The following is a 25,906-nucleotide window of genomic DNA, read 5'->3' as shown; positions in this document are numbered from 1 at the left end:
TTTATGAGACACGGTAATCATATACCTGACAGCGATTTGATTCGTCACGATGCCGACAGGGTGGCGCGCGAATTGATGCGGATTTATTTTGCGTAGATTCCAGGGCTTGATAATTTTCCATTACTATGATATAATGCAAAGGTTGTGTCAAGTGAAAATTGTATTTTTAACGAAAAAGAGATTATACCCACAGAAGAGGTTTTTCATGAGTCATGCCGTAAGGTTTTAGATAGCTATATTAGTTGTACTGAAGGTGAGCGCGAAGATTTTAAGGATCATGCCCACCGAGTGTATAAAATCGTAAAAGCATATACGGGTGACGATTTACCACCAGAGGCAGCTTCGTTGTCGTTGATTCATGATGTTGCTGATAGGATGTTTAATAAAAAGAGCACGAAATATAACGATGTGTGGGCTAGGAATGCCGCAGATGCACTTTATGAGTTTATGGATGATGAAAATATTAGCCATGATCAGTTGAAATATTCTGCGTATTTACTGGCTGATATGGCTGAAATTGAGCAAAGCGCGGCGCATCATCGTAAGTTGATGGCTAAGATTGCCGAAGAAGAGTCTAACGATGATTATCGAGAAACATACTCCCTGGTTGCTGAGAGACACACAGGTAAAGTCTCTCCGGAGCAATGGAGGGTTGCTCAGCCATTATTAGATCTCGACCATATGAGAATAGAGATGGATAAAATTAATATTGAGGCGTTTATAATAAAAGGCGCCGAGATAATGGATAATTTGCAGCATCCGTCGTCAAAGAGGGAATCTGCAGTTTTACAGGATGTGTTGGAAGCTGAGTCATTCTACGCTCCAATTCTTGAGGCGATGGGATATGAGGCTTTTGCCGCAGAACTACGTAGTGTGGCTAAAGTAAGACGACTAATTGGTCAAGGTAAGGAAGACCTTGTTGAAAGTGCTAAAGAGACACAAGACAGGGTTCTACAGGTCGGCATGGACGAAATTGCAGACAAGATATTTGGTGTGAATGACGGTACTATCAATTACGCTATTCGTAAAGATGAGGATTCTAGCGAATATTCTACTCACATGGGGGAATTTGCGGCTGACACCAAATATGGCAATATGGTTGCTGGAAACTGGCGTATTAAAACTGTAGGATCGCTTGCGGATAAACTTAAGGGCGGTGACGGAATTATGGATATTGTTGGTATGATGGTGATATCTAGAGATCGTGAAACGACAACTCGTGATTTTGCGCATTTTATTGCTGATAGGTTGAAGGAGTTTAGACCAGTATGTGCTCGGAATAAAAACAGACCTGTATATATCCAGGGAACTGAAGAATATGTTAATGCCGTGGAGCAGAATCTTCGCGAGCTGGGTGTTGGTTCGGATGAGTATTTGGTAAAAATTGATACCGATGAAAAGTGTGAAAAACGAGGATATCCTATCTATGAAGTATCTAAAGTAACATTTATTGTGGATATTGATGGTATTGAGATTCCAGTTGAAATACAGTTTCTTACAAAAGACGAACGGCATCGTGCGCGTATAGAAGAAATATCTCATCTTATCTATAAATATCTACAGTCTCTGGGTTTTAGCGAAGACAACCTAGAGAAAGAGACGACTCGTCAACGTGTCGAGAGAATGAAAATAGTCAGTCTTGCGAAAGAGGTCTTAGGCGCGCTACACAAGCGACGTTATGACATGAAAGATAGCAAAAACACTGGTAATCTTGGACTTAATCCGAAGTCTCTGTCTAGTGAAGATAAGTTTATTGAGAGACTGATTGATCTACGGGCTGACAATTAACAACTTGTGCGTGATATAATCATACTAATGACGACTTACTATACTGACGGCTCTGCTTCGCCGAATCCCGGTCCAGGTGGGTTTGCGGTTATTCGTGATCTTCAGCCTTATATTTTGGGGTCAGAAGATGGCGATACTACTAATATTCGCATGGAGGGTAAGGCTTTAATTGCGGCATTGAAAGATGCTAATGGCGCGCCGTGCGTGATTTATTCTGATAGTGAGTTTTGGATTAACGTGGTTACCAAGTGGGCGCCGGGCTGGGAAAAGCGTGGCTGGACGAAGAAGAGCGGCGAGATTAAAAATCTGGATATTGTGCGTGAATTGTACGAACTATATTCAAATTCTCAGGCGGATTTACGTTGGGTGCGCGGTCATGAGGGCGACGAAGGAAACGAATTGGCTGACGAATGGGCTAATCGGGCGCGTGAAGGCGAAAGATTGACAAAATAACAGCTAGCGACATCTGATAAAAATTGCTATACTAGAAAAATGGAAGAAGTGAGGGAAACGACTGATATTTTTTTGTGGGCAAATCAAAATGACGCAAAAAAGAATGATTTACAGATAGAGCTGTTCTTATTTAGCAAAAATTACACGCCATATTTTATGCCGATAAAAGGCGATGTTGAGCAGCAGCTCAGACCGTTGTTCTTGTTTGATTATATCAATCAGGTCAATTTGGGTGCGGGTACTGGATTGAGCGTTCGTGATTATGAATTGAGCGAATCGGAAGATAATGTTTTATTGAGGACTGATCTGGAAAAGGTTGGGCGAGCTGAAACACTGATTCATTTGATTGAGCATGAACGTCACGACATTGTGGAGTTTTCGGAAACTGAGCACGAATTCAAGCGCATGAAGGGAATTGTGGCACGATTTACCGATCCAAATAACCCTGACGCGACATTCTACACAGTTAAGTTGATTCAGCAAGGTCAGACGCTGAAGAGCGCGTTGGCTTGGGAATTTTCTGACGGCAAATTTGGTTCGTTTAATGCGGAAGTTGGTTTTAAGGTTCCAGATGATAATCAAGTTTTGATTGTCGGTAAAGATATTTTTGCGTTTAATCCTGGAAAATTTGAGCGAATGTTTGGCTATGAATATAAAAAGCAGGTGATTGCTGATAAAAAAGTAGCTGAAATTGAGAAGGAATATAAGCTGAGTTTTCCAGAGGGAATGGATCTTAACGCGTTGGTGAAGGAGCGCAAAAAGACGATTAATAAATTGCAGAAATTGGAAATCGGCGCGGTTAAGCAGGAAGATGTTCTGGATTATGCTGATGAGATGCAATTGGAATTGATGAGCGATGATAATGGCGCGATTATTATCATGGACGGCAATGATTTGGATATGTTCGTAAATCTCATTAACGAGGATTATATCGAGAGTAAAATCACGGGCAAGCGTTACGAAATTAAGTCGAAGAAGCTGCTCGGTGAGCCAGAAGGCGAGCCGCCGCGGGGCTAAAATGGATCAAGAATTAGCGCTGGCTATTCTGCTGAGCGGTCGGTCGGCGTTGCTGACTGGTGCGGCTGGAACGGGCAAAACTTACCTGTTGAATACTTTTATTGCGCAGGCGCGAAAACGGGGTAAAAAGGTGTCGGTAACAGCGACAACTGGTCTGGCGGCAACGCACCTTGGGGGCAATACGATTCACAGCTGGAGTGGCATTGGTGTAAATGATCATTTACCGAACAATTTTTTTGAACGATTGTCAAAAACGCGGCGTGATGTGATTTCCAAAACTGACGTGCTGATTATTGACGAGATTTCAATGCTTCACGATTTTCGGCTGGATATGATTGATAAAGTTTTACGAACCGTCAGGGAAAATGATCGGCCGTTTGGTGGCATTCAGTTGGTGATGAGCGGCGACTTTTTCCAATTGCCGCCAGTTAATCGTCCAAATGAGCAGGGCGGCGGATTTGTGGTTTATTCTGATGCTTGGCAAGAACTTCAGCCGGCGGTTTTGTATTTGGAGCGACAATATCGTCAGAATGATGAGCGGCTTTTGGAGATTCTGACTGCTTTAAGAACTGGCGATGTTAGGCGACGTCATGTCGAGGTGCTGCTGGCGCGTACGGAAATTGAGCCGCCAGATGATGATATTACGGAACTACACACCGTAAACGTTGATGTTGATGATATCAATATTCAAAAATTGGCGGAATTGCCAGGAGAAGAGCGATCGTATCAGCAAACGACGACGGGCTCGAAGATTTATGTGGAAAATCTACAAAGGTCAGTTTTGGCGCCAGAAAATTTGGTAATTAAGCTGGGCGCGTTGGTGATGGCGGTTAAAAATTCGCCGCAAAAATTATATGCCAATGGAAGCATCGGCACGGTGGTTGATTTCGAGCCGTTGACGGAATATCCGGTTGTCGAGTTTCGAGATGGTCGTCGGGTGACGATGGTACCGGATGTTTGGGAATTGCGGGACGGAGAGCGCAAACGAGCGAGTATTTCTCAGGTTCCGCTGCGTTTGGCGTGGGCTATAACAGTTCACAAAAGTCAGGGAATGACGCTGGATGCGGCTAAGATTGACCTGAGAAAGGCGTTTGTTGAAGGTATGGGTTATGTGGCTTTGAGTCGCGTGCGAGATTTGGACAATTTGTATCTATACGGAATTAACCGTAGAGCGCTGGAAGTTTCTCCTGACGCGCTGGCAATTGATGAGGTTTTGAGGCAGGCAAGTAGGGAATTTGCTGAGAGATATTAATAGCGTAGACTTACATCAACTTAACACTAGGCTTTTCCACAAAAATGTGGAAAAGTTTTTATTTGACGCAAAAATGGGTAAAAAGTCATAAAAAGGGCTTGCAAGTGGGTAGCTGTGGGTAGTATAGTGGAGTCAGTGGAACGAAAGTTGATGGAAAATCACCAACAAAAAACAAACATCCACTACAAAAAACAACTAATCTACCACGAAGGAAGGACGACGTGCAGACAGATTACTTTGAGCGTAAGTTGGACGACAAGCGACGCTTGACGATTCCGGCTGAGCTCAGGGCAGAATTTGCATCAGGCGTCGTGCTAACTCGCGGGTTTGGTAAATATCTCCACCTATATCCACAGCAGATCTGGGATCGGGAAGTGGAAAGCGCTCTAACTGGAAGTATTCTGGACGAGCGAGTTGCCGACTTGAACGTTAAATTCCGACGAGGTAAAACCGCATCGGCGCTCGACCAAAAACAAGGACGAGTGACGATTGAGCAGCATTTGCTTGACTACGCTGGAATTGACAGAGAAGTCGTTGCTGTGCGAGCAGGGGAATATTTTCGGCTAATAGCGGCCGAGAATGCGGAATAGTAGATTAGCTAAGCACTTTAACAATTAAAACCTCTCGAGATCAACTATCTGGGTATTTGAAAATGGCATGTGGCAATTTGCTCCACATTAAAAACGGCAACGCACCTTCCTCAAACACCTCCCAAAAAAACTCCACCTCACACATAAGTCTCTTTGGAAAACATGGTTGTTACTGACAATCAATAAATTTCCACTCTAAGACAACAAAAACAAACAAAACACAAATACAAAAAAGCCAGAATTAAATATCCAGTTAGGTGATCTCGAGCATTATTTCTGTATAATGGAATAATGATGAGTATTAAAGAACATCCACCACAGTCGGAAGAACTCCAAGCGAGCGAACCGATTCATGTTCCCGTACTTTTGGAGATAACCCTTAGCAAGCTGCAGCCAGTCGAAGGCGAGTCGTATCTCGACTTGACGGCTGGCTATGGCGGCCATGCCAGGGCATTCTTAAATAGGACGGATAGTTACTTGAACTCAGTGTTAGTCGATCGTGATGAAAACGCGATTAAAACATTGGGCGATTTGGCTGAAAAAGGCGTAACTTTAATTCACAAAGATTTTGTGAGCGCAGCGCAAGATTTGGTCAAGCAGGGACGCAAATTTGACGTGATTTTGGCTGATTTGGGGGTGTCGTCACCACAGCTTGACAGAGCAGAGAGAGGTTTTTCGTTCAGATTTGATGGTCCGCTAGATATGCGGATGGACAATCGGACGGAAATTACAGCGGCAGATATTGTCAATTCGTATTCGGTTGATGATTTGACGCAGCTGATTATTCGTTACGGCGAGGAAAATCCCGGACGAGCAAGACGAATTGCACAGGCAGTTGTAAAGGCTCGACCAATTCAGGGAACGACTGAGCTGGCTGATCTGATCAAGCAAACCGTTGGTCGCGGTAGCATGAAGCATCATCCTGCGACTCGTACCTTTCAGGCGCTACGCATTGAAGTCAATCGCGAACTTAAGCTGATTGAAGAATTATTGCCACTTTTGCCACGCTTACTTAATAAGGGCGGGCGAGTAGGAATAATTAGTTTTCATAGCTTGGAAGACAGATTGATCAAGCGTTATTTTTCGGAGCAAGCGACGGCTGGCTATGAGGCTGAGCTGATTGTTCCAGAGAAAAAACCGGTGTCTGGAACTGAAGATGTTCACAATCCGCGTAGTCGAAGTGCAAAGTTTCGATACGCCGTGAAAAAATAAAACAAAAAGAAGGAGGCACAATATGCCAATCCACATCAAAGTAGAATTCCAGAATACAGACAAGCCAGAGGCTGTTTCAGTACGCCGCGGCTAAACTAAAGCGTATTCCGGAATATACCAGCCTGTCTTTAACGGGCGGGCTGGTTTGTTATGCTAAATACAAATATAAACATAAAAGATAGAGACAAATGACAAACACCACCACATTTACTTCACGACGTTCACACGGTCAATTGCGCCGAAATCAGAATTCTACACGTTTTCAGTCTCAGGTCAAACTTGGTCCTGTTGCTCATACAGTGCTAGTTGCATTGATGATTGCAGTACTGGGCTTGATTTATCTTACTCAGGCAACCAGGCTTACGGCTTATGGCTATGAAGCTCAGAGCTTGGATACAAAAATCACCGAACTAAGCGCAAAAAAGTCAGAATTGGAAGTGCAGAATGCGCGTCTGACGGCGTTAGAGAAGGTGAAGAATAGCAATGTCGCTTCAGCTATGACAACAACTGAAACGCATTACGCACAATAGTGATATAATAAAATAAGCAATATGCAGCGGCTTATTCGTTCAAGAACTGGTTGGTTAGCCATCGCTTTACTAGTAGTGATGGCGGCTTTTGTGTTGCGATTGTTTCAATTGCAGATTTTGCAATATGGCAAATATACGGAGTTGGCGCGAGCGAGTCAGCAGCGCCAATTTATCATTCCTGCAGAGCGCGGGAAAATTTACATGATGGACGGAAAAACGCCAGTTCCTGTGGTGCTTAATCAGGCGGTCTATACGGTGATTGCGGACCCGCAGTCGATTGACGATAAAGAGCGGAGCCAGCTTGTCGATAGTTTGAGGGAAATTGCTGGCGGTGAAATGACGGAAAATGTACCCGAGCGACTAAGTAATAAAAAGTCGCGCTATGAAGTTTTGGCGAAAAATATCACCAGGACTCAAGCGGAAAAATTGAAAAAGAAAAACTTTGCGGGCGTGTTGTATCAGCAAAGTTCTATTCGAAATTATCCTGAGGGCGAACTGGGCGCGCACGTGCTTGGATTTGTGAATGCGGCTGGCGAAGGTCAATATGGCGTCGAAGGTTCTCTGAACAAGCAACTTAAGGGTCGGGACGGGCTATTGCAATCTGTAACTGACGTGAGGAATATACCTTTGACGGTTGGAAAAAATAATATGCGAATTGAGGCGAAATCTGGTGACAATTTGGCGTTGACGGTGGACAGGAATATTCAGAATCAGACTGAATTGGCGCTGAAAAAGGGAGTCGAAGCGGCTGGCGCCACCGAAGGAAGTGTGATTGTTATGAATCCGAAAAACGGTCAAGTTTTGGCAATGGCGAATTATCCGACTTACAATCCAGCGGATTTTGCCAAGCAGAAAAATGGGTCGGTGTTTGTAGATAGCGCGTCGATGGTGCCATTTGAGCCGGGATCGATTATCAAGTCCTTTAGTTTCGCTACGGCAATTGACAAGGGCGTTATTACTCCGTCCAGCACGTATAATAATACCGATTGTATTAAAGTCGCTGACCGCACGATGTGTAATGCTCTGAGGGGTTTGGGTGGCACGATGACGATTCAAGGTGCGTTTAACAATTCGCTCAACGTCGGCACTATTACCGCGATTCGAAAATTAGGAAATGGCTCGCAGATTAATTTGCCGGCTCGCCAGACTTTGTATGAATATTATCACGATAAATTTGGCTTTGGCGCTAAAACTGGAATTGAGCTGGGCGAGGCTTCGGGCTATATTTACCCGCCGGATAGCGCTGAAGGAAATGAGGTTCGTTATTCGGCTATGACTTACGGTCAGAGTATGAACTTGACTATGGTTCAAGTCGCGGCTGGATTTTCGTCGCTAGTTAACGGCGGTCAATACTACAAGCCAACCATTCTCGTTGGCACAATTGACGAATCTGGCAATTTGAAACCGTCGGAAAATAAAGTTATTCGCCAAACTGTAAGCGGTGGCACGTCATCGCAGATGCGAACGATGCTAACGACGGCGCGCCGATCTTCATTCTTATCAAAGAGTGACAAATCTGGCTATGAAATTGGTGGAAAAACTGGTACTTCTGAAGCGGTGGTTAATGGCGCTTACACACAGAAGGAAACGATTGCTACATATATTGGTTATGGCGGTGGAAAAAATGGCGCCGAATATGTCATAATGGTACGTGTAGCGGCTCCGGGAAAAGGGATTAATTTGCAAGGAAATCTTCACGCTGGACCAATTTTTACAGATATATCCAACTGGATAATTGATTATATGAAAATAGCACCAAAGGAATAAATATGGGAATAGCTTTACAAACAATGACCAATGAATTGACGCACGTGTTTTTGCTGAGCGTCGGCGCGTTTTTACTAGCGATGTTTTTAACGCCAATTTATACGTTTTTCGCTTATCGATATCGCTTCTGGAAGCGCCAAAGGTCGGAAAGCACTGATGGGAAAAAGCTAAAGGTTTTTGCCAAATTCCAAGCGGCAAAATTGCGGCGAAACATCCCGACGATGGCTGGAGTGATTGGCGTGATTTCAATCTTTGTGGTGACGATTTTCTTCAATTTAGACCGAGCGCAGACCTGGCTTCCTCTGGCGGCGTTGGTTGGCGGTGGAATAGTTGGGCTAATTGACGATATTATCAATCTACGCGGTTTGGGCGGCGGCGCGGCAGGACTTCGTAGTCCAGTGAAGTTTGCGCTAATTACGTTGATCGGTGTGGTGCTTGGTTGGTTTTTCTTTGCTAAACTGGGCGTGGCGAGTTTTCATGTGCCGTTTGTGGGCGAGGTGAATATTGGTTGGATGATTGTTCCGCTATTTGCGTTTGCAGTGGTGGCTACTGGTAACGCTGTTAATATTTCTGACGGAATGGACGGACTGGCGGGTGGGCTGCTTAGTATTAGCTTTGGGGCGTTTGGTGTGATTGCTTTATTGCAACAACATGTTATATTGGCGGGATTCTGCTTTACGGTTGTTGGAGTGCTTTTGAGCTATTTGTGGTTCAATATCTATCCAGCTCGATTCTTCATGGGCGACGTTGGAAGTTTTGCTTATGGCGCGTGTTTGGGCGTTGTGGCGATGTTAACCGATTCGTTATTGCTACTTCCTGTGATTGGCTTGCTATTTGTAATTGAGGCGGGATCGAGCTTGACTCAAATCGTCAGCAAGAAGCTGTTTAAGAGAAAGATTTTCTTATCTGCGCCGATTCATCATCACCTGGAGGCGATTGGTTGGCCAGAAACTAAAGTGACGATGCGCTTTTGGGTTATTGGCTGTGTGATGGCGTTTATCGGCGTGATGCTGGCGCTTGCTGGAGGTCATATTGCGTAATTCGGTCGCCAAAAATCGTCAATCTATCGCTCAGCCGGTTCGAAGTCATCGACCGATGTACCAGATTGTGCTTTATATGGGACTTTTGCTGCTGCTTGGGCTGATTGTTATGTATGCGCTGGGGCCGCAGCGCGCCAACGTGATGAATTATGCTTATGGCACGAATTATAGCGATACGTATTTCTTTGGCAAGCAGCTGACGAGTGTGTTTATTGCCATCATAGCTTTTTCTGTGTTCTACTTTACACCGTATAAGTGGATTACTGGCGAGAGATCAAAATACATTCTCTACGCTGGATTTGCGCTATGTATTTTACTATTTCTCTCGGGCGCGGTGCTTCATTTGTCATTTGCGCAAGAAACTAACGGTGCGTATCGATGGTTTCAATTAGGCGTATTGGGAAGTTTCCAGCCGTCAGAATTACTCAAATATGGCGTGCTGTTGTTTTTGGCGGGATTTTTAGGGCGGCGGTCGCAACAAGGAAAATTAAACGACATTCAAGAAACTATCATTCCGCTGGGCATTATTTCCGGCTTGTCGCTGCTGATGATTGTGTTTTTACAGAAAGACTTGGGAACGGGAATTTCGTTGATAGCGATTATCTTATCAATGATTTTGGTGGCTGGAATTGATTGGAAGATTTTCAAGAAGATTCTGGCGATTGTTGCGCTTTGTGGTTTGGTGATGATTTTTACGTCGCCACACCGAATTGAGCGCGTGATGACTTTCGTGCAGGGCGATAGTCACAAAGGGACGAGCAGTCAGGAGAACAAGAATTATCACATTCAGCAGGCCAGGATTGCGATTGGTTCTGGCGGGCTTCTGGGGCTTGGAATTGGTAAAAGCGTTCAGGCGACAGGATATCTTCCAGAGGCGACTAACGACTCAATTTTTGCCGTCATGGGAGAAACGTTTGGCTTTGTCGGTTTAATGGCTATATTGGCGCTATTTACGGCGTTATTATTGTCGATTTTGCACGTAGCCGCGAGGCTTCCGAACGTAACGTTGCGGCTAATTGTGGCGGGAATTTTTGGCTGGATCGCGTCGCATGTAATATTGAATATTGCCGCAATGACAGGCTTGGCGCCACTTACTGGAATTCCACTGCCATTACTAAGTTATGGCGGTACAAGTATGTTGTTTATCGCGGCAGCGCTCGGTTTAGTTTTTCAAATTTCCAAATATACGTCACATAAAGCATTAGAGGAGGGTGAAAGTGGCCAAGATCTTAGCGGTCGGCGGCGGCTCAGGCGGACACGTTACGCCAGTGGTAGCCGTATTTAGAGAATTACAGAAAACTGGTGATCACGAGCTTCGTTTTTGGTGTGATAAAAAATTTGGCGCCAGCGCACGCGGGATTTTTGCTAAGTTCGATGAGAGTATTCCGGTTGATTTGATTGTTGCTGGAAAATTACGCCGATATCACGGAAAAAGTATCTCATTTCATCTACATCCGTCAATTTTATTCCCAAATTTGCGCGACGGTTTTAAGGTGATGGTTGGATTTTTCCAGAGTTTATTTAAGCTTATGAAGTGGCGTCCAGATGTTATTTTCATTAAGGGCGGATATGTTTGTTTGCCAGTTGGCTATGCGGCTCGGCTATTAAGAATTCCGTTGGTTTTGCATGATTCTGACGCGCATCCAGGTTTGACGAATCGCTTGTTGAGTCCCTTCGCGAAAGCTATCGGCACGGGCGCGCCGCTTGAATATTACAATTATCCACCAGAAAAAGCTTCATATGTTGGCATTCCAGTTGCGCCAGAATTCCATCCATATTCTGAGGTTGAGAGGAAAGAATTGAAGGAAAAATTGGGCTTTAATGTCAATAAACCGCTAGTTGTTGTTACTGGCGGTGGACTCGGAGCAGGCCGAATTAATTCCGCGATTGTAGCAATTAGGAAAAATCTGCTTTCCGAGGCTTCGGTGTTTTTGATATCGGGAAATCAGCAATATGAAGAAATCCTCAAGCAAACCGACGAGCGAGAAGGCTGGCGATTGCAGGCGTTTGTTCACAATGGAATGGCGGAAGTTTTGGCGGCGGCGGATATAGTTGTGACCAGGGCAGGGGCGACCACTCTTTTGGAATTGGCGGCGCTACATAAACCGACAATCATCATCCCTAACGGCCATTTGACAGGCGGTCATCAATTGAAAAACGCTAAGGTTTATCAGGACGCATTGGCGGCGTTGATAGTTTCCGAAGACGAGTTGGATAAGGACAATCAAATCTTGGCACGAAAAATAATTGGCGTATTAAAATCTAAGAAAATTCTTAAAGGTCTGGGTTATAACTTCGGTAAATTTGCCAAGCCAAACGCGGCTAAAGATATGGCGAAGATTATTCTTACTACGGTGCGAAGGCAGGGTAGGCGAAAGTGAAATTCCCCTTCTCTAAGAAAAAATCGGACGAAAATCTAAGTCGTCGAGAAATCGCGGCGCGTCGTCGAACTGAGAATTACGAGGATTTGCCCGCCCAATCGTATCGTCGAAACAGGACGCTCAATAGCCGCCAAACATCCTCTCCTTTGGAAACTTCTGAGAGGCTTGAGACTCACGAATTGGTGAAAAAACGTCGCCGTGTAATGCGGAAAATGCTTGCGACTGCGGTAAGTCTGCTTGTTGTGATATTCCTTTTGTTTCAATTGACAATCAATATTTCAATCCAAACTCCCGACGCAAAAAGTTCCAGCAACGCTAATAAATACGTGAGCGTTCTTAATGAATATTACAGCGCTCACCCAGCGGAGAGATTCCGATTTTTCCTCAATAATAATGACCTAAAGCAATTCTTTTTACAGAAAGCTCCTGAGGTAAAAAACATTCGCGTGGAGGGAGATTTTCTAGCGCGATCAGCCGTTAAGTTGACGTTTCGGCAGCCGGTGGCCCAGTGGTCTTCTGGGGATAAGATTTATTTTGTTGATGATAGTGGTGTTACTTTTGAGCAAAATTATTTTGCCGCGCCTACGGTTGCTGTTCGTGATGAAAGTGGCCTACCGACTAGAGGTGGTCAAGAGGTTATCAATCGTCAATTCCTGAGCTTCCTTGGTCAAGCTGTGTCTGAATTTTCGCAACATAAAATGAATGTTTCAGAGGTTATTCTGCCAGCTAATACTGTACGCCAAGTCTGGTTTAAGGTCGAGGGCAGGGAGGCTCAGATTCGTATGACGGTGGATAGGTCTGCTCAAGCTCAGGTTAAACAGGCGATAGCTACTTTGAGTTATTTGGATAATAATGGCGCGAAGCCAGGGTATATAGACGTCAGGGTAGATCAGAGGTCATTCTATAAGTAGGGCGATCAACTTCTCTTCTGGATAGAGTAAGTTCTCTTTTTGTTCTATTTCTGTATGGCGTAGAAAATATATATAACAATATAAAAATATGCAAAAGTCAAATAATCGCAAAATGATAAGCTAGGGGAGTGGGGCAATAAAAATATAAAAATGTCAAATAATATAAAATGCATTGTGGAAAACTTAATGAGCTTACGGCGCACATTCAGAGTTTATATTGATGTAAAAATATCAATGTAGCACTCCGGCATGTATAGTGCTGGAATTAAAAAATATTTTTAAGTTCGTATTTTGTTGGTGTATATTTTTATAAAAGACGGTATGTTTTATAGGGTTGTATGTAATAGAGAATCCCCTAGCCGAATTACCAGAAAAAGTTCGTTTTATAAGGTGTTGGCGAATATATATAGACATATGTATATTCATCTTTGTGAGGTATTTATTATTGCGTAAAAGGTACATTGTGCGACATTAAAACTATATCTAAAACACGACTATTCCATCGTCTTTCTTCGTGATAAATTTATCTCATTTTCACCAAATTAACCCACTTGTCGTTTATCGTTTTATAAACCGCCCTATTTTACTGGCTTGGCGAGTTTTATGTTGTATATTGGTTTATTTGCTTTGAGATCGGATTTATGATTTATGCTTGTATCGCGCAAAATTTATCAATATAAATATTCAGCCGATTCGGCTTTATGCACGCTTAAAAATTAACTAACAATTAGTTCGTATTTTGTTCTATTGTTTTTTAATCGCTAGTTTTGCGAAAGAGCTTGGGTGATTCTGTGTTTAATTATTTCACTGTTCCATTCGCCTGCCTTAAATCGCAGTAGGGGCATATTAGTATTGGTCATGATCGAATTAACGAAATCGTCGCGTGTTTTTCGATCGGGCTGATTGTGAGTACTATCATCAAGCTCAATAGCTATGAGAGGCTTCATATCATTGGTGCAAATTAGAAAATCTACAGATTTGCCGTTTATTTTCGCGAAAGCTGCTTTCCAGCTTTGCCCTTTTATCTCATGATCCAAAAACATGCTTAAATGAGCCTGAGGTATAATTACACATCCGTCTACCGCTTCGTGTAGAGTTTTGTAAAACGATAATTCACTTGGCGTCATTGCGCAAGATTTTTTAATGTATACGTATTCTTTCTTTATTGGGGTTTTAATTGGGCTTGTGTCACCGTCAGTCCCCTGCCTTACTTTGATTGCTAGAAAAATAATTGCGGCGGCTACTATAAATATAAGCGCTGTTTCCATGAGATTAGTTTATCATATGTTGATAATAAATGCTTACGATTTTTAAGCTTTATCGTTGCGGTGATATAATAAGAGTGATGATTTTATCGGAGATATTTATGGCTTTTTTAAATTATAATAAAGATGAAAAGTTGGAATCCAATTATAAGAGAGCGTGTGGATTGTGGCTAATTGTAATAGCGGCGATTATTTCAATAGCGACTTTAATAGGAGGAAAGCAAATAATAAATATGCAAATATTTAGTATTGGATATGTTATTAGTTTTTTCTCAATCAACATGAATAAAAAGGTGTTGAATAGGCTGTCTGATGGTCCTTCGAGTGAATTTCAAAAGGAAGTATCTTTATACGCCGTTATTTTATTATTTATCTTGATGGTTTTGCTGGGTGGACCATTCTTTGCGACTGAAAATTGGAGATTGATTTGGCTGGGAGCGCTGATGGCAACTGCACTGCATTTTTTCCCGTATTATTTTGTACACGGAAAATCAATGATATATTTAGGTCTTATTTGTGTTATCAATATTTTTGTAGGATATATTTTTACTGACATCCCATTAGAGGTGATAGCATATATTGACTCGGCAATTAAGCTTGTATTTGGAATGTATTTACTATTTTTTTCGAAGCCGTCAAAAAAGACACCTCGTTTTTGAGGTGTCTTCATACAATGACAGTTACAAATCACAACAACTGCCCAGTTATCCTACTACTTTTTAAGAGATTGTTCAAGCCTCCAGTTTATCTCATTTGCGATTTATCTTGATATGGTATATCTTCTAATTGTTAATGTGCCTCACTTGAGTGTTTCTGTTATAGCAAAGTTGTATGCATAATGTAATCATTTTGCAGGCATTTTGTATACTTTTTATGTAAAATCTATCCTGAAAATGATAATTTACCATATGGCGTCGCCGCACATAAATAAAACCCGCCCCCATTTTAAGAGGGCAGGAAGAGAGCATGGATGCTCAAACCATGCGATTGCAGTTTATCACTATTCGTTGGATTACGCAATATGCTTAAATATACAATAAAATAAGGCGTACCGCTTTCCGAGATCAGACCCAGGGCGCATACACCTTATGTTGATATATTGCCACGACCGCTATAAAAAGTCAATAAAATAGTTTAAGGGTAGTAAATCAGTCAAAATAAAATAAAACAGCCCGCATTGCTCTAACATAAGAGGGGCGCTGCTGTTTTACGTTGTCATATTACCATGGTCATCATAAAAAATCAATAAACGGTTGTTATTAATATCGTCTTTGGTTATAGTTCCCTAACAATTTAGATATTGATATAATGCGACTTAATTGAAGGCACTCACTTTGTAAGTTATAGTTCCCTAACAATTTAGATATTGATATAATCGTGCGTTGTGCCGATTGCCATAAAAAATGTTATAGTTCCCTAACAATTTAGATATTGATATAATGTAAAGATGGCTATCCGTCGTTCCATACGAGTTATAGTTCCCTAACAATTTAGATATTGATATAATTCCCATATATCTTTTATATCTTCAATTTTTGTTATAGTTCCCTAACAATTTAGATATTGATATAATAGTGAAACTTGACGTAATTTACGATCCTCAGTTATAGTTCCCTAACAATTTAGATATTGATATAATAAGAAAATGATTGAGTCTGCTTGAATATTGGTTATAGTTCCCTAACAATTTAGATATTGATATAATTCAAATATTCGCCACCTTCACTTTTTCACCGTTATAGTTCCCTAACAATTTAGATATTGATATAATAAGCTCAAGCGATGGCTTGACCGCCAGCGCGTTATAGTTCCCTAACAATTTAGATATTGATATAATAGAATACTACAATAAAGAGAAGGAAAATAGGTTATAGTTCCCTAACAATTTAGATATTGATATAATATACCAAAAAGAAAATCTGTAAAGAACCAGGTTATAGTTCCCTAACAATTTAGATATTGATATAATGAATGTCTTCTATTTTGGGAAATAAAATACGTTATAGTTCCCTAACAATTTAGATATTGATATAATAGATATATTCATTGACAGTATCTATATCGTGTTATAGTTCCCTAACAATTTAGATATTGATATAATGAATTAGGACGTGATCGCAGTATTCCTATCGTTATAGTTCCCTAACAATTTAGATATTGATATAATCCGGCGCGAGACCTACCGACTACGGGGCTAGTTATAGTTCCCTAACAATTTAGATATTGATATAATTTGCAAAACAGGTGTCATACCTGAATTTAAGTTATAGTTCCCTAACAATTTAGATATTGATATAATCTAGCCAGACATCACCATTGTTGTAGTGATGTTATAGTTCCCTAACAATTTAGATATTGATATAATAGGACAACGGTGTACCTGTTTCTGTGGCTGGTTATAGTTCCCTAACAATTTAGATATTGATATAATAATACATTATTGTGTGACTGTTACGCCCGGGTTATAGTTCCCTAACAATTTAGATATTGATATAATTACAGCCGAAGAGATTATCGCCAACGCTAAGTTATAGTTCCCTAACAATTTAGATATTGATATAATAAGATGAAGAACAAGAAAGGAACACAAAAAGTTATAGTTCCCTAACAATTTAGATATTGATATAATCAATACTGATATCTACCCATACTGCAAAGGGTTATAGTTCCCTAACAATTTAGATATTGATATAATGAGAAACTTCAGTAGTAATATCATTGATTTGTTATAGTTCCCTAACAATTTAGATATTGATATAATTAACGCCAGATTTGTGTTTAAGTGCGGCAAGTTATAGTTCCCTAACAATTTAGATATTGATATAATCTATAGAAATTCTTAAAACATCTTCAGCATGTTATAGTTCCCTAACAATTTAGATATTGATATAATGATAGCTACAAGAATTAAAATTCCTGTTACGTTATAGTTCCCTAACAATTTAGATATTGATATAATCTTAGTAGTCAATATTGACAAATGTAAACCGTTATAGTTCCCTAACAATTTAGATATTGATATAATAATAGCTAAGCAAGACGCAGAATGGATGAAGTTATAGTTCCCTAACAATTTAGATATTGATATAATACTTCCTTAAATCCCCCTCTGTTATGAGGGGGATTTTTGGTTAGAAAAATGCTAATTGCCCAGCTGGAACGGACTTTTCTTGGGTGGTTTTTTCGCCAACAATAATATGCATGTGTGTAAATTGATGCTCTGTTAAATAAAGCAATCGCACCGAGCCGCTGTCCGGAGCGTGCTTCTTAATTCGCATCATATGTTTTTCTGCAACGTCACGATTTGGACATAGCCGTGTATATATGCTGTATTGGAGCATGTCAAAACCGTCGTCCAATAAGAATTTACGGAACTGTGTGGCGGCCTTGCGCTCTGTTTTGGTATTGGTCGGCAAATCAAAAAATACTGCGACCCTCATGATTTTATATGACATCCCTTCCCTGTTAGGAGGCGATTTTTGGCAAAAGAAGCTTACGTGCCTCCTTTACCTCGATACATTCGATAAAGCTTTCAACCGTCCGCTCAACCGCATGTCTTATAGTAAACTTCTTACCTTTGATTATAACATAATAATTTAATATGTCAATAATAAGTTCGCGATCATACTTGGTAAGGCTGGCGTCGCGGTCGCCGACATGAAGTGGTGCAACTTTTTCGAAGATATATAAATCGACAGCAGCACGGTACGGCTCAATCAAATCGTCGGCTAGATTAAAACTATTGAGCTCGTTGTGGTGAAATAGCCCCTGTGAGGCAACTAGTCCGCGAGCAGCAATATGTCTGGCAATGTGACTTCGCACCATCGCGTAACCATAATTGAGCGCGGCATTGTGCCAGATTGGCTTGCGGCGTGTGGCGTCGCCCAGTATTTGATCAAAATAGATTCTGGCGGCAATTGACTCGCGATTGCTGGTGTCGCCCGATTTAACATCGTTAGCTAAAGACCGCAAGGTGGAATCATCTAGCTCACGAGCCCGCAAGACGTCTGCTTGATTTGTAATCTTACTGATAATAATTTGTTGCCATAACTGCTTTTTTAAGGGTTGGCTCGTGGACAATTGTTGACGCGAAACTTTAGCTTGACGTGAATGCTGTGAATATGGCAAAAGTACACTGGCGGGTAAATGCTTTTCATCGCATATTATAGTCGTCGTACCATTGGTCGCCAGTGCTGTGAGTAGATTTGTGGTTGTGGTGATACCATAGCCGTCCAGAATAAGCGAATCGATATCCTCGATTGGTAAAGTTGCTTCGACATCTTGCGCAATTACTAGCTGGTTGTCGCGCAAGCTAAGTCTTGCAGGATTCTCGATAGCTATAACACGCCAGGCCATTTATAGCCACCTGTAGTTATCGCCGAGGACGGCAATGTCGTAACGTTCAATGAGGGTGGCGGTTTTAGCTACTTTGCTGATTAAATCGTTATCGTTTTTGCTTGTGTCACTGTGTTTTATAAGTTTTAAACTACTATCGTTAGTGTTGTATTTTACGTAGTATCCTTCAACGATCTCGTTATCAAAATATATTCGCACGTAGTCATTTGGATATATGGAGAATTGCTTTATAAATCCATTCTCTAGTGTCGCATATATCTTATTATCCTCTGTTCGGATAGTATCAAAATCTGCCTTTTCGTTCTTACTCCGGCCAGTAGGTGTTGGCAAAACCTCAATCCTTTGAGTGTTTATCAAATGAGTGTAGACTGGAGTAAAATAATATTCGTATATATCTTTATAGTTTTTGCGTTTATAGACATCAAGACGAATAGTCTTACCATTATTCACAAAGGCTCTTTGCTTGTTAACTAAGAATCCACTTCTTGAATCTCGTGTGTTATATATTTTTATACTGCGTACAATATTGCCACGCTTACCGTCTTTTGTTGGTTTGTAAACGCTCTCGGCAAATGCTTTTTTTGGATCGCCATTAAAATCCTTGAGTCGCTGTTCCAAAATTTTGTACAGTTTAGGATCTGTTTCACGAATTGGTGAATCGTATAATTTTTTAAGATCTACAGAATGGAGCGACACTCGATGTTTGCGTGCAATGGCGGGTTTCCCTTTTTCGTCAATGTAACCTGCTACGATTTTAGGCGATCGGAAAGTCGCATCATTTGCCGAGCCTTTTCCGGAGCGTTTAGGCATGCGTGAAACAAATACAGGCAGTGTACTCAAACGAAACTCTTCATCGTAGTTTTTTAGGCCAGTTAGTTCATTATGGAGCTCACTTGGCGTGTTGTATAGTTTACTGCGTTTTCGCACCTCCTTACCAAAATCATCCCAGGGCTCAAGATCTGCTATATGCTGTTCAAATTGATTACGATCAAGAACCTCTCCTGTTAGTTTATCGACAATCTCGTTTTTATCAGTATATTTGAATAATTCGTAGTATTTGTTAAGACTTGATATTTTTTGAATAATGCTTGGACTTGTCGCGGCAATAATACAGGCGTCAGCCGCATGGTGCAAATTATTATCATCGCGATTTTTATTACCAACATGCCACACTCTTCTTAAATATGAAGTGATTGGTCCACTTGGCGAGAAGACTCTCTGCGCGCCAGTCTTGCCTTCGATTTTAGGAAAATCTAAATTATCACGAATGTATTGACGTAAAAAACGTGAAATATATCGAGTATCGTTGAGCGCACGGACATTCCAATCTTCAGCTGGCTTACTTTTTGACAGAAGGCGATCTCTTTTAGCGGCTGGTAATCCAGCGGTTGCTCTTACACGTGCTTCAAATTGTGTCCATTTTTTATCATCTCCACCCCACGCCTCGTATGGTGTCAGATTTCCTTTCTCTTGATTTTCGTCTGCAAAAACCAAAACTTTATTGTTTAATCCATCGTTGCCGCAGCGTGAAAATGGTATAATGTGATCTATCTCGCCATAATGTTCATCGGCGAAAAGATTTTCAAGATTTATTTCTTTGCCTGAGTAAAGGCTAACACCGTTTTGCTGCTCACGTAATTTAAACTTAGTAATTTGTAGTCCTGTTGGTGTTGGTATATTAAATTCAGTGATAAGTTTCTGCTTAATTTTTTCGTTATATTCAGCATTCTCGTCTTGAATATTTTTTATCTTATTACGTTCTTGGGCGTTTTTTGCCAGCTCACTTGCTGTTTCTATTTTTACACTGTATGGCATGCCATACTTCCTGATAATTGCATTAACTACTTTAATAGTCTGAGACACTGCACGCTTGACAACAGGGTTAGTAATTTGTGCTGCTTGTTTGTCTGACAATGGCGGTAATTTCTTCTTGTTGCCAGAAAGACTTTGAGAAAAGCTGTAGCCAGCCTTTTCAACCGCTTCGCTATAGTTTAATCCTCTTAGTAGCCATGGGGTTATTCTATGGAGAGAGTCAAATGACAAATGGACAAAGCCGCTAACGTTGATTGGTAAAAGTGCTTCAACGGCATAGGTGCTTATATTTAATTTGGATAGTTCTGTACGCAAACTCGAGTCGTCTTTATTTACCGTCAGCATTAACCCTGCTGTATCTAATAGTTCAAAATTATTGGTAGCTAGTATGTCCCAATCTTTTGGATGTTGTTCGAGAGCTTTTTTGACAGTATGGTAAAATATCATTGAGTCGAATTTATTGCCTTCACCGTTCTTTTTGTCGTCATTTTTAATTTTGCCACGTATCATACCCTGAGCAAAACTAAAGCTTTGGTCGTCCTTATATCCAAGTATGTCACGAATATGCTCATATTTTAGTACTTTGACGTTCTTTGCTTTCTCGATTATTTTTGCGATCTCATCCTTAGATAACTGACGAGTCTCTCGATCGACTACAATGCGAAGATGGGACAGATTTTGGGCGAGACGAAATAGCTCAAAGCTATAGCTAGCCTTTGGTGCGCGAGGCTTTTCTGGCTCGAATTCACAATAACCACGCATCTTTTTAATCAGTTCACTTGTCATGAATGGTCGCTGTGAAAATATACCATTGTAGTTGCCATTTTTTATATCACCGTACAGCAAGGTTTGTATCTTTTCATATGGTAGTTTAAGGCCAAATTTTTTCTGAGAATCAAGAAGTAACATCACTTCATCTTCAAAATTCTTACGAACAAATGAATTCTTATATGTGCTTATTTTATTACGTTTATTGTTCTTAAATTTTTCATCAAGCGTAAGTACTTTGGCTACCGATTTTGTCTTATACTTTTCCAAAAGTAGTTTGTTCTCAGAAATAGCTGATAACACTTGAGATCCTTCAATATCCTGCTCTTCTACAGATATACGATTACTCTTATATCCACGTCTCTTTGCTATATGATAAAGCGCTACGAATAGCTCTTCTGGCGAGAGTCTTTCATTCAAACCTTTGATACGTAGAGCGTAGGGATCATAGATTGGCCTCCACTTTTTGGGGTGAGTTGGGCTAAGCATATCGCTTATGCGACTCTCTGATATCAAATTGTTATCAATAAAGAACCGCTTGAGATAATTAAGCCTTTGTCGACGTCTCCTTAGTCGATGTCTATTGGATCTATCAATCCTGCGCGGTTCGGCAAGACTCTTGCCGGTTTTTGGTACTTCTGGTCGCTCAAAAATGCGCACCCCTAAATCATGGATGCGCTCTTTATCTAAGTCCAATACTGCCCAGCCGATTGAAGATGTCCCGATGTCTAGACCTAGTGAATATTTTTTTGGTGAATATGGATATTTTTGAGTCACGATAGTCCTTTTTGTGAGATAATTTAATGCAATTATACAACCAAAACGTGATATTTGAAAGCGTAAATACTTTACTCATAAAAAAGATAATCCGCTCAACGAGTGAGCGGATTAGTGCTTTGCTCCAGTATTTCATATACTTTACAGCGGATTTTTACCGCCAGATTATTATAGAAACCTAGAACAATTTAGATATTGGTACAATCCTTACTTAAGGGACTGTAACTACAGTGTACTCTAATCAATGTTATTGCGCAAGTATTATTTTGGTCATATTCTGCCAGCTGAGCGGCACTGGCACGGTTACCACCGCTGTTGACATTCTGGCTGGCGAATCTAGTGTTATTGCATTGAATACCTTTTATTTAGAGATGTTATTTTTCTGTTTCTTCAGGGTGTATGGACTCGTCTCTGCTGAATCCATGAGGATGTAATGTGGTTGTTCTCGTCATTGACATCTTGAGGATTGTTTGGTATACTAGAGTTGTCAATCGACTGGTCAAGCGCATCTGCGCTAATAGCGGAACCATCGAGTCCGCGCCCAGTCGATTTTCTTATGCCTGAAATATCATAAGCTAACACATTGCCTTCATTGACATTTCTACTGTTATTTGCTACACTATCATCAGTCGTAGCACCTGTAAAGTTGTCAGCGAGCTGCCTATCGGCAACTTCAATCGAACGATTGTTTGGTGCTAAACGGGCGTCTTCGTTCGGAGTTATCTGAGCGGATTCGTCCGAAACCACGTTACGCTCAACGTCCGCTAGTGAATTGGCTAGCGGTTTTTTATATGCAGATTTTAGTGATACTTCACCGTTATAACCAGCTAATGTAGCTGTATTGTATCTGCCAGTCTCGCCTGAGCTAGCACTAGGTGTAGCATCTGCCGACTCCATGGAGGTTGTAATGCAGCTGGCCTCGTCATTGATATTTTGAAGACTATTTGTCATACTATCTACATGAGAATCCCTTAGATGGTGTAACTCAGTTGACGGGCTCGTCCCTGCTGGCTCCATGGGGGATTTTCTTGTTGTGGCGTGATCATTCTCATCATTGATATTTTGGGCTTCTCGTGCTATATTACGATCAGAAGCCTCTGTGTTATAACCAGGTTCGATAAGTTCCCCTGGCGACACAGGGGCTTTTCTTATGTTGCCCTCATAGAGAGTATTTCGTCCTATTGTCTGTCTTCTAAGAAATTTACAGGCTATTGATCGTTGGCATTTTGAGGATTGTTTGCTATAGTAGAACCAGAAGAATCCCCACTTAAATCCCGGTAATGGGATTCGGGGATTTTTTCTGTATTATTTGGTTATAATGCCCCAACAATCTAAATGCTGATATTCTCCAAGAGTCGCGTTTTACCTTTACCCCTGACGCTCCAGAGGTGATATAATTACTATAATATGCATGCGTCCGCGGTCCAATCTATAACTATAAAAGTGAGCGAAGTTGATTCTGCTTTGCTTAATAACGCGGATGAGCTGCAGAAATTGTTAAGAAATGTTACGGAATTGGCGGGCTTGCACTCTTTGGAATCGGTAACGCATAAATTTTCTCCGCAAGGAATCAGCGCTGCCCTGCTTTTATCGGAGTCGCACATCGCGATTCATACGTGGCCAGAAAGCGGCGTGGCGTATATAGCGATGACAACTTGTAAAATGCTGGATGATGATAAATTGCAACAAATAAAAGAGCTGATTGCACGGCTGCTGGGTGCAAAAAACATAATTATGAAAGAAATGGCATTGTAATATGAAACGAACCAAGGCGCGACTTAAAATTAACCAGATTCTGACCGGCAAGAAGACGAATTTACGAGTTGTTGGCTGTTTGCTTTTTCGTGAGTGGGATAAGAAAGACAAGCGATTTTACTACTGGGAGGAGTGGGAGATTACAGGGCTGGCTGATTATGATAGCTGGGTGGAATATGATCACAGCAATCAAACCGTTTCTCTGTATGAGCCGATTCGCTTCACTCAGGCAATTGATCCAACGCAATTGGAAAAAGGTCAATCATTCACCGTTTCCGAGCAGGACGGCAAGGATCACGTTGTAGTGGTTGACGAGGTTGGCATTGGTGAAATTATGAATATCAAGGGTAAAAACACATATCAAGTTTTCCCGAAAGAACTGATGGCGTATGCTACTTTGAAGGATACTGGCGCGCCGAAAAACCGTCAGTTGATCACGATTGAGAAGTATAATAATCGCGAATATGACGCTTATCGTAAGATTCAATTAAGCGACAAAGAGCAGAAGGAAATGTTCGGCAGGACCATTAAGCCGATTGACTGGACGACGATTATAGTTATTGCCATATTTATCGCTATTATTTTGTTTGCGTTCATCTTCGACAACAATTCTGACGGCAGTAATGGCGGAGGTCACGGCGGATCGCGCAGTGTTTATGGCGGCAGCAGCGGCGGCGGGCTTGGTAAATAAAAGGAGTTATAGTGTCACGATCAAGTACGAAAAAACGGGAGCAAATTGCTTTATTTGCGGCGGCAATTTTAGTAGCAATTGGCGGAATTATTTACGAGCTGATTTTAGGTGCGGCTGCGTCGTATCTGGTGGGCGATTCGATTTTGAGTTTCAGTTTGGCGACGGGCGTGACGCTGTTTGGCATGGGAATTGGCTCGCTGCTGGTCAATTACATCAAGCTTCATCCAGCGACCAGCTTCGCAACGAACGAAATTATTCTGGGGCTAATTGGTGGAAATTCGGTGATGCTGATGTATTTGGGATTCGTTTTTACGCGTTCGCACTGGCTGATTTTTGCTGTAATAAGTCTGGCAATCGGCATTTGTATCGGGCTGGAAATTCCGCTTTTAATGAAGATGTTTCAGGAGTTCGGGCGCAAGTCTTCGGTGAAATTATTTAGCAAGATTTTAGCGCTCGATTATTTCGGGGCGTTAATTGCGTCGCTATTATTCCCGCTCGTTATGCTTCCGTATCTTGGTTTGATGCGCAGCGCGTATCTGGTGGCGGCGCTGAATATTGGCGTTGCGGTTCTGATTCTTAAGCAAATGAAAGCGTCGAAAATTGTGATGACAATTAGCGTTATTGCAACAATGTTACTTTTGGGGTTCTTTATTTATGCGACAGAAATTGAGCACGGAATCGACAAGCGAACGTATAAAGATCCTGTGATGTGGCAGCAACAGACGCCGTATCAGAAAATTGTCCTGACTAGATATAAGAATGATACGAGGCTGTTTTTGAATCGCAATCTGCAGTTTTCCAGCCTTGATGAAGCGCGTTATCACGAAACGCTGTCTACTTCCGCTCTGTCTTCAGTCGCTAATCCGAAGCGCGTGCTGATTATGGGCGGCGGCGATGGCTTGTTGGCTCGGGACGTTTTGAAATATCCCAGTGTTGAGCATATTACGCTGGTTGATATCGATGAGACGATGACTAATCTGGCAAAAACTAATCATCTTCTCACCGATATAAATCAGCGTTCTCTGCATGATCCGCGCGTTTCCATTGTCAATCAAGACGCTTTCCAATTCGCCTTCTCTACCTCAGATAAATATGATGTTGTGCTGATTGATTTGGTGGATCCGTCGAATGAAAAATTAGCCAAGTTGTATTCCGAGCAATTATATCGTCAAATCGGTAATATTTTAACGGAGCGTGGCGTTATGGTGACGCAAGCGACATCTTCATTTTTCTCTCCGCATGCTTTTTATATGGTGGCAAATACCGTCAAATCGTCTCATCCAGAGCGATATGTGACGGCGTTTTCGGTCAATGTGCCATCATTTGGTGAGTGGGGTTTTGTGATGTCTACGCCGCAAGCTGAGGTCGTGGCTAGTCAGCCATTGCCGAAAAACCTACGATATCAAAACCAGAAATTGCTCACCTTTCTGACTAAACAAAACGCCATATCGGTGCCATCTGGACCGACTTCTACGTTGGTTTCTCCGCGAATCACCGACGTTTACAACTCTGATATGCGTCAGTGGCGATATGAATAGTTT

Annotated in this window: 21 protein-coding genes and 1 CRISPR repeat array; of the genes, 16 read left to right on the top strand and 5 right to left on the bottom strand. The window is 41.6% G+C overall.

Features of this window, described 5'->3' with window-relative positions; all coding sequences use genetic code 11:
- The first annotated feature begins 144 nt into the window (after positions 1–144).
- The 12 genes from LRM49_RS02610 to LRM49_RS02555 all read left to right on the top strand — a co-directional run bounded on the left by LRM49_RS02610 (position 145) and on the right by LRM49_RS02555 (position 12,941).
- Entirely contained in the window at positions 145–1,788 is a 1,644-nt protein-coding gene (locus LRM49_RS02610) for a hypothetical protein (RefSeq protein WP_243777676.1), read from the top strand.
- Between the two features lie 27 nt (positions 1,789–1,815).
- A complete protein-coding gene (locus LRM49_RS02605; RefSeq protein WP_243777675.1) occupies positions 1,816–2,241 on the top strand; it encodes a ribonuclease H family protein in 426 nt (141 codons plus the stop codon).
- A gap of 39 nt (positions 2,242–2,280) precedes the next feature.
- The gene (locus tag LRM49_RS02600; RefSeq protein ID WP_129743804.1) at positions 2,281–3,258 is read left to right on the top strand and encodes a Kiwa anti-phage protein KwaB-like domain-containing protein; all 978 of its coding nucleotides are present in this window, start codon (positions 2,281–2,283) and stop codon (positions 3,256–3,258) included.
- Position 3,259: 1 nt separating this feature from the next.
- Positions 3,260–4,510: an ATP-dependent DNA helicase gene (locus tag LRM49_RS02595; RefSeq protein ID WP_243777674.1), complete on the top strand. Its 1,251-nt coding sequence runs from the start codon at positions 3,260–3,262 to the stop codon at positions 4,508–4,510.
- A 221-nt stretch (positions 4,511–4,731) separates the two neighbouring features.
- Positions 4,732–5,100, top strand: coding sequence for a division/cell wall cluster transcriptional repressor MraZ (locus LRM49_RS02590; RefSeq protein WP_052198792.1), 369 nt, complete (start codon positions 4,732–4,734; stop codon positions 5,098–5,100).
- Positions 5,101–5,391: 291 nt separating this feature from the next.
- Positions 5,392–6,312: a 16S rRNA (cytosine(1402)-N(4))-methyltransferase RsmH gene (gene rsmH / locus LRM49_RS02585; protein WP_243777673.1), complete on the top strand. Its 921-nt coding sequence runs from the start codon at positions 5,392–5,394 to the stop codon at positions 6,310–6,312.
- Positions 6,313–6,500: 188 nt separating this feature from the next.
- Complete coding sequence (locus LRM49_RS02580; protein ID WP_243777672.1) at positions 6,501–6,842, top strand: hypothetical protein; 342 nt, start codon at positions 6,501–6,503, stop codon at positions 6,840–6,842.
- A 21-nt stretch (positions 6,843–6,863) separates the two neighbouring features.
- Positions 6,864–8,609 carry a peptidoglycan D,D-transpeptidase FtsI family protein gene (locus LRM49_RS02575; RefSeq protein ID WP_243777671.1) on the top strand — a complete coding sequence of 582 codons (1,746 nt, stop codon included), beginning with the start codon at positions 6,864–6,866 and terminating at the stop codon, positions 8,607–8,609.
- Between the two features lie 2 nt (positions 8,610–8,611).
- Positions 8,612–9,649 carry a phospho-N-acetylmuramoyl-pentapeptide-transferase gene (mraY, locus tag LRM49_RS02570; RefSeq protein ID WP_243777670.1) on the top strand — a complete coding sequence of 346 codons (1,038 nt, stop codon included), beginning with the start codon at positions 8,612–8,614 and terminating at the stop codon, positions 9,647–9,649.
- Positions 9,642–10,934: an FtsW/RodA/SpoVE family cell cycle protein gene (locus LRM49_RS02565; RefSeq protein WP_243777669.1), complete on the top strand. Its 1,293-nt coding sequence runs from the start codon at positions 9,642–9,644 to the stop codon at positions 10,932–10,934. Before mraY ends, LRM49_RS02565 begins: the two co-directional genes overlap by 8 nt.
- On the top strand, positions 10,867–12,030 hold the full coding sequence (locus LRM49_RS02560) for a UDP-N-acetylglucosamine--N-acetylmuramyl-(pentapeptide) pyrophosphoryl-undecaprenol N-acetylglucosamine transferase (RefSeq protein WP_243777668.1): 1,164 nt from the start codon (positions 10,867–10,869) through the stop codon (positions 12,028–12,030). The genes LRM49_RS02565 and LRM49_RS02560 overlap by 68 nt, the downstream gene beginning before the upstream one ends.
- Complete coding sequence (locus LRM49_RS02555) at positions 12,027–12,941, top strand: cell division protein FtsQ/DivIB (RefSeq protein WP_243777667.1); 915 nt, start codon at positions 12,027–12,029, stop codon at positions 12,939–12,941. Before LRM49_RS02560 ends, LRM49_RS02555 begins: the two co-directional genes overlap by 4 nt.
- A 761-nt stretch (positions 12,942–13,702) precedes the next feature.
- On the opposite strand, the gene LRM49_RS02550 is transcribed toward LRM49_RS02555, so the two are convergent.
- Positions 13,703–14,209: a DUF2726 domain-containing protein gene (locus LRM49_RS02550; RefSeq protein ID WP_243777666.1), complete on the bottom strand. Its 507-nt coding sequence runs from the start codon at positions 14,207–14,209 to the stop codon at positions 13,703–13,705.
- 98 nt (positions 14,210–14,307) lie between these two features.
- Here LRM49_RS02550 and LRM49_RS02545 point away from each other — a divergent pair, with 98 nt between their 5' ends.
- The gene (locus LRM49_RS02545) at positions 14,308–14,865 is read left to right on the top strand and encodes a DUF6609 family protein (protein ID WP_243777665.1); all 558 of its coding nucleotides are present in this window, start codon (positions 14,308–14,310) and stop codon (positions 14,863–14,865) included.
- Positions 14,866–15,480: 615 nt separating this feature from the next.
- A CRISPR array of direct repeats spans positions 15,481–17,297; the repeat unit is 36 nt; unit sequence GTTATAGTTCCCTAACAATTTAGATATTGATATAAT.
- Positions 17,298–17,337: 40 nt separating this feature from the next.
- Here the strand turns inward: LRM49_RS02545 and cas2 are convergent.
- The 4 genes from cas2 to LRM49_RS02525 all read right to left on the bottom strand — a co-directional run bounded on the left by cas2 (position 17,338) and on the right by LRM49_RS02525 (position 22,870).
- Positions 17,338–17,646 (bottom strand): CRISPR-associated endonuclease Cas2, encoded by a 309-nt coding sequence (gene cas2 / locus LRM49_RS02540; RefSeq protein ID WP_243777664.1) that lies wholly within the window; start codon positions 17,644–17,646, stop codon positions 17,338–17,340.
- A 25-nt stretch (positions 17,647–17,671) separates the two neighbouring features.
- Positions 17,672–18,562 carry a type II CRISPR-associated endonuclease Cas1 gene (cas1, locus tag LRM49_RS02535; RefSeq protein WP_243777663.1) on the bottom strand — a complete coding sequence of 297 codons (891 nt, stop codon included), beginning with the start codon at positions 18,560–18,562 and terminating at the stop codon, positions 17,672–17,674.
- Positions 18,563–21,919, bottom strand: a complete 3,357-nt coding sequence (cas9, locus tag LRM49_RS02530; protein ID WP_243777662.1) for a type II CRISPR RNA-guided endonuclease Cas9 — start codon at positions 21,917–21,919, stop codon at positions 18,563–18,565.
- A gap of 390 nt (positions 21,920–22,309) precedes the next feature.
- Positions 22,310–22,870 carry a hypothetical protein gene (locus LRM49_RS02525; RefSeq protein ID WP_243777661.1) on the bottom strand — a complete coding sequence of 187 codons (561 nt, stop codon included), beginning with the start codon at positions 22,868–22,870 and terminating at the stop codon, positions 22,310–22,312.
- Between the two features lie 456 nt (positions 22,871–23,326).
- Between LRM49_RS02525 and speD the strand changes: the two genes are divergently transcribed.
- From speD to LRM49_RS02510, 3 genes are read left to right on the top strand one after another with little or no spacing between them, the layout of a single operon-like run.
- Positions 23,327–23,674 carry an adenosylmethionine decarboxylase gene (speD, locus tag LRM49_RS02520; protein ID WP_259376939.1) on the top strand — a complete coding sequence of 116 codons (348 nt, stop codon included), beginning with the start codon at positions 23,327–23,329 and terminating at the stop codon, positions 23,672–23,674.
- 1 nt (position 23,675) lies between these two features.
- Positions 23,676–24,365, top strand: coding sequence for a hypothetical protein (locus LRM49_RS02515; protein ID WP_243777659.1), 690 nt, complete (start codon positions 23,676–23,678; stop codon positions 24,363–24,365).
- 11 nt (positions 24,366–24,376) lie between these two features.
- Positions 24,377–25,903, top strand: coding sequence for a polyamine aminopropyltransferase (locus LRM49_RS02510; RefSeq protein WP_243777658.1), 1,527 nt, complete (start codon positions 24,377–24,379; stop codon positions 25,901–25,903).
- The last annotated feature ends 3 nt before the right edge of the window (positions 25,904–25,906 follow it).

Source organism: Candidatus Nanosynbacter sp. HMT-352, from assembly GCF_022819365.1.
Taxonomy (GTDB): domain Bacteria; phylum Patescibacteriota; class Saccharimonadia; order Saccharimonadales; family Saccharimonadaceae; genus Nanosynbacter.
Note: the sequence above shows the minus strand (reverse complement) of the source record. Positions and strands in the feature narration are given on the sequence as shown.

Coding starts and splice junctions, on each gene's coding strand:
- LRM49_RS02605 (WP_243777675.1), top strand. CDS start 1,816: ATGACGACTTACTATACTGACGGCTCTGCTTCGCCGAATCCCGGTCCA.
- LRM49_RS02600 (WP_129743804.1), top strand. CDS start 2,281: ATGGAAGAAGTGAGGGAAACGACTGATATTTTTTTGTGGGCAAATCAA.
- LRM49_RS02595 (WP_243777674.1), top strand. CDS start 3,260: ATGGATCAAGAATTAGCGCTGGCTATTCTGCTGAGCGGTCGGTCGGCG.
- rsmH (WP_243777673.1), top strand. CDS start 5,392: ATGATGAGTATTAAAGAACATCCACCACAGTCGGAAGAACTCCAAGCG.
- LRM49_RS02580 (WP_243777672.1), top strand. CDS start 6,501: ATGACAAACACCACCACATTTACTTCACGACGTTCACACGGTCAATTG.
- LRM49_RS02575 (WP_243777671.1), top strand. CDS start 6,864: ATGCAGCGGCTTATTCGTTCAAGAACTGGTTGGTTAGCCATCGCTTTA.
- mraY (WP_243777670.1), top strand. CDS start 8,612: ATGGGAATAGCTTTACAAACAATGACCAATGAATTGACGCACGTGTTT.
- LRM49_RS02550 (WP_243777666.1), bottom strand. CDS start 14,209: ATGGAAACAGCGCTTATATTTATAGTAGCCGCCGCAATTATTTTTCTA.
- LRM49_RS02545 (WP_243777665.1), top strand. CDS start 14,308: ATGGCTTTTTTAAATTATAATAAAGATGAAAAGTTGGAATCCAATTAT.
- cas2 (WP_243777664.1), bottom strand. CDS start 17,646: ATGAGGGTCGCAGTATTTTTTGATTTGCCGACCAATACCAAAACAGAG.
- cas1 (WP_243777663.1), bottom strand. CDS start 18,562: ATGGCCTGGCGTGTTATAGCTATCGAGAATCCTGCAAGACTTAGCTTG.
- LRM49_RS02525 (WP_243777661.1), bottom strand. CDS start 22,870: ATGACAAATAGTCTTCAAAATATCAATGACGAGGCCAGCTGCATTACA.
- speD (WP_259376939.1), top strand. CDS start 23,327: ATGCATGCGTCCGCGGTCCAATCTATAACTATAAAAGTGAGCGAAGTT.
- LRM49_RS02515 (WP_243777659.1), top strand. CDS start 23,676: ATGAAACGAACCAAGGCGCGACTTAAAATTAACCAGATTCTGACCGGC.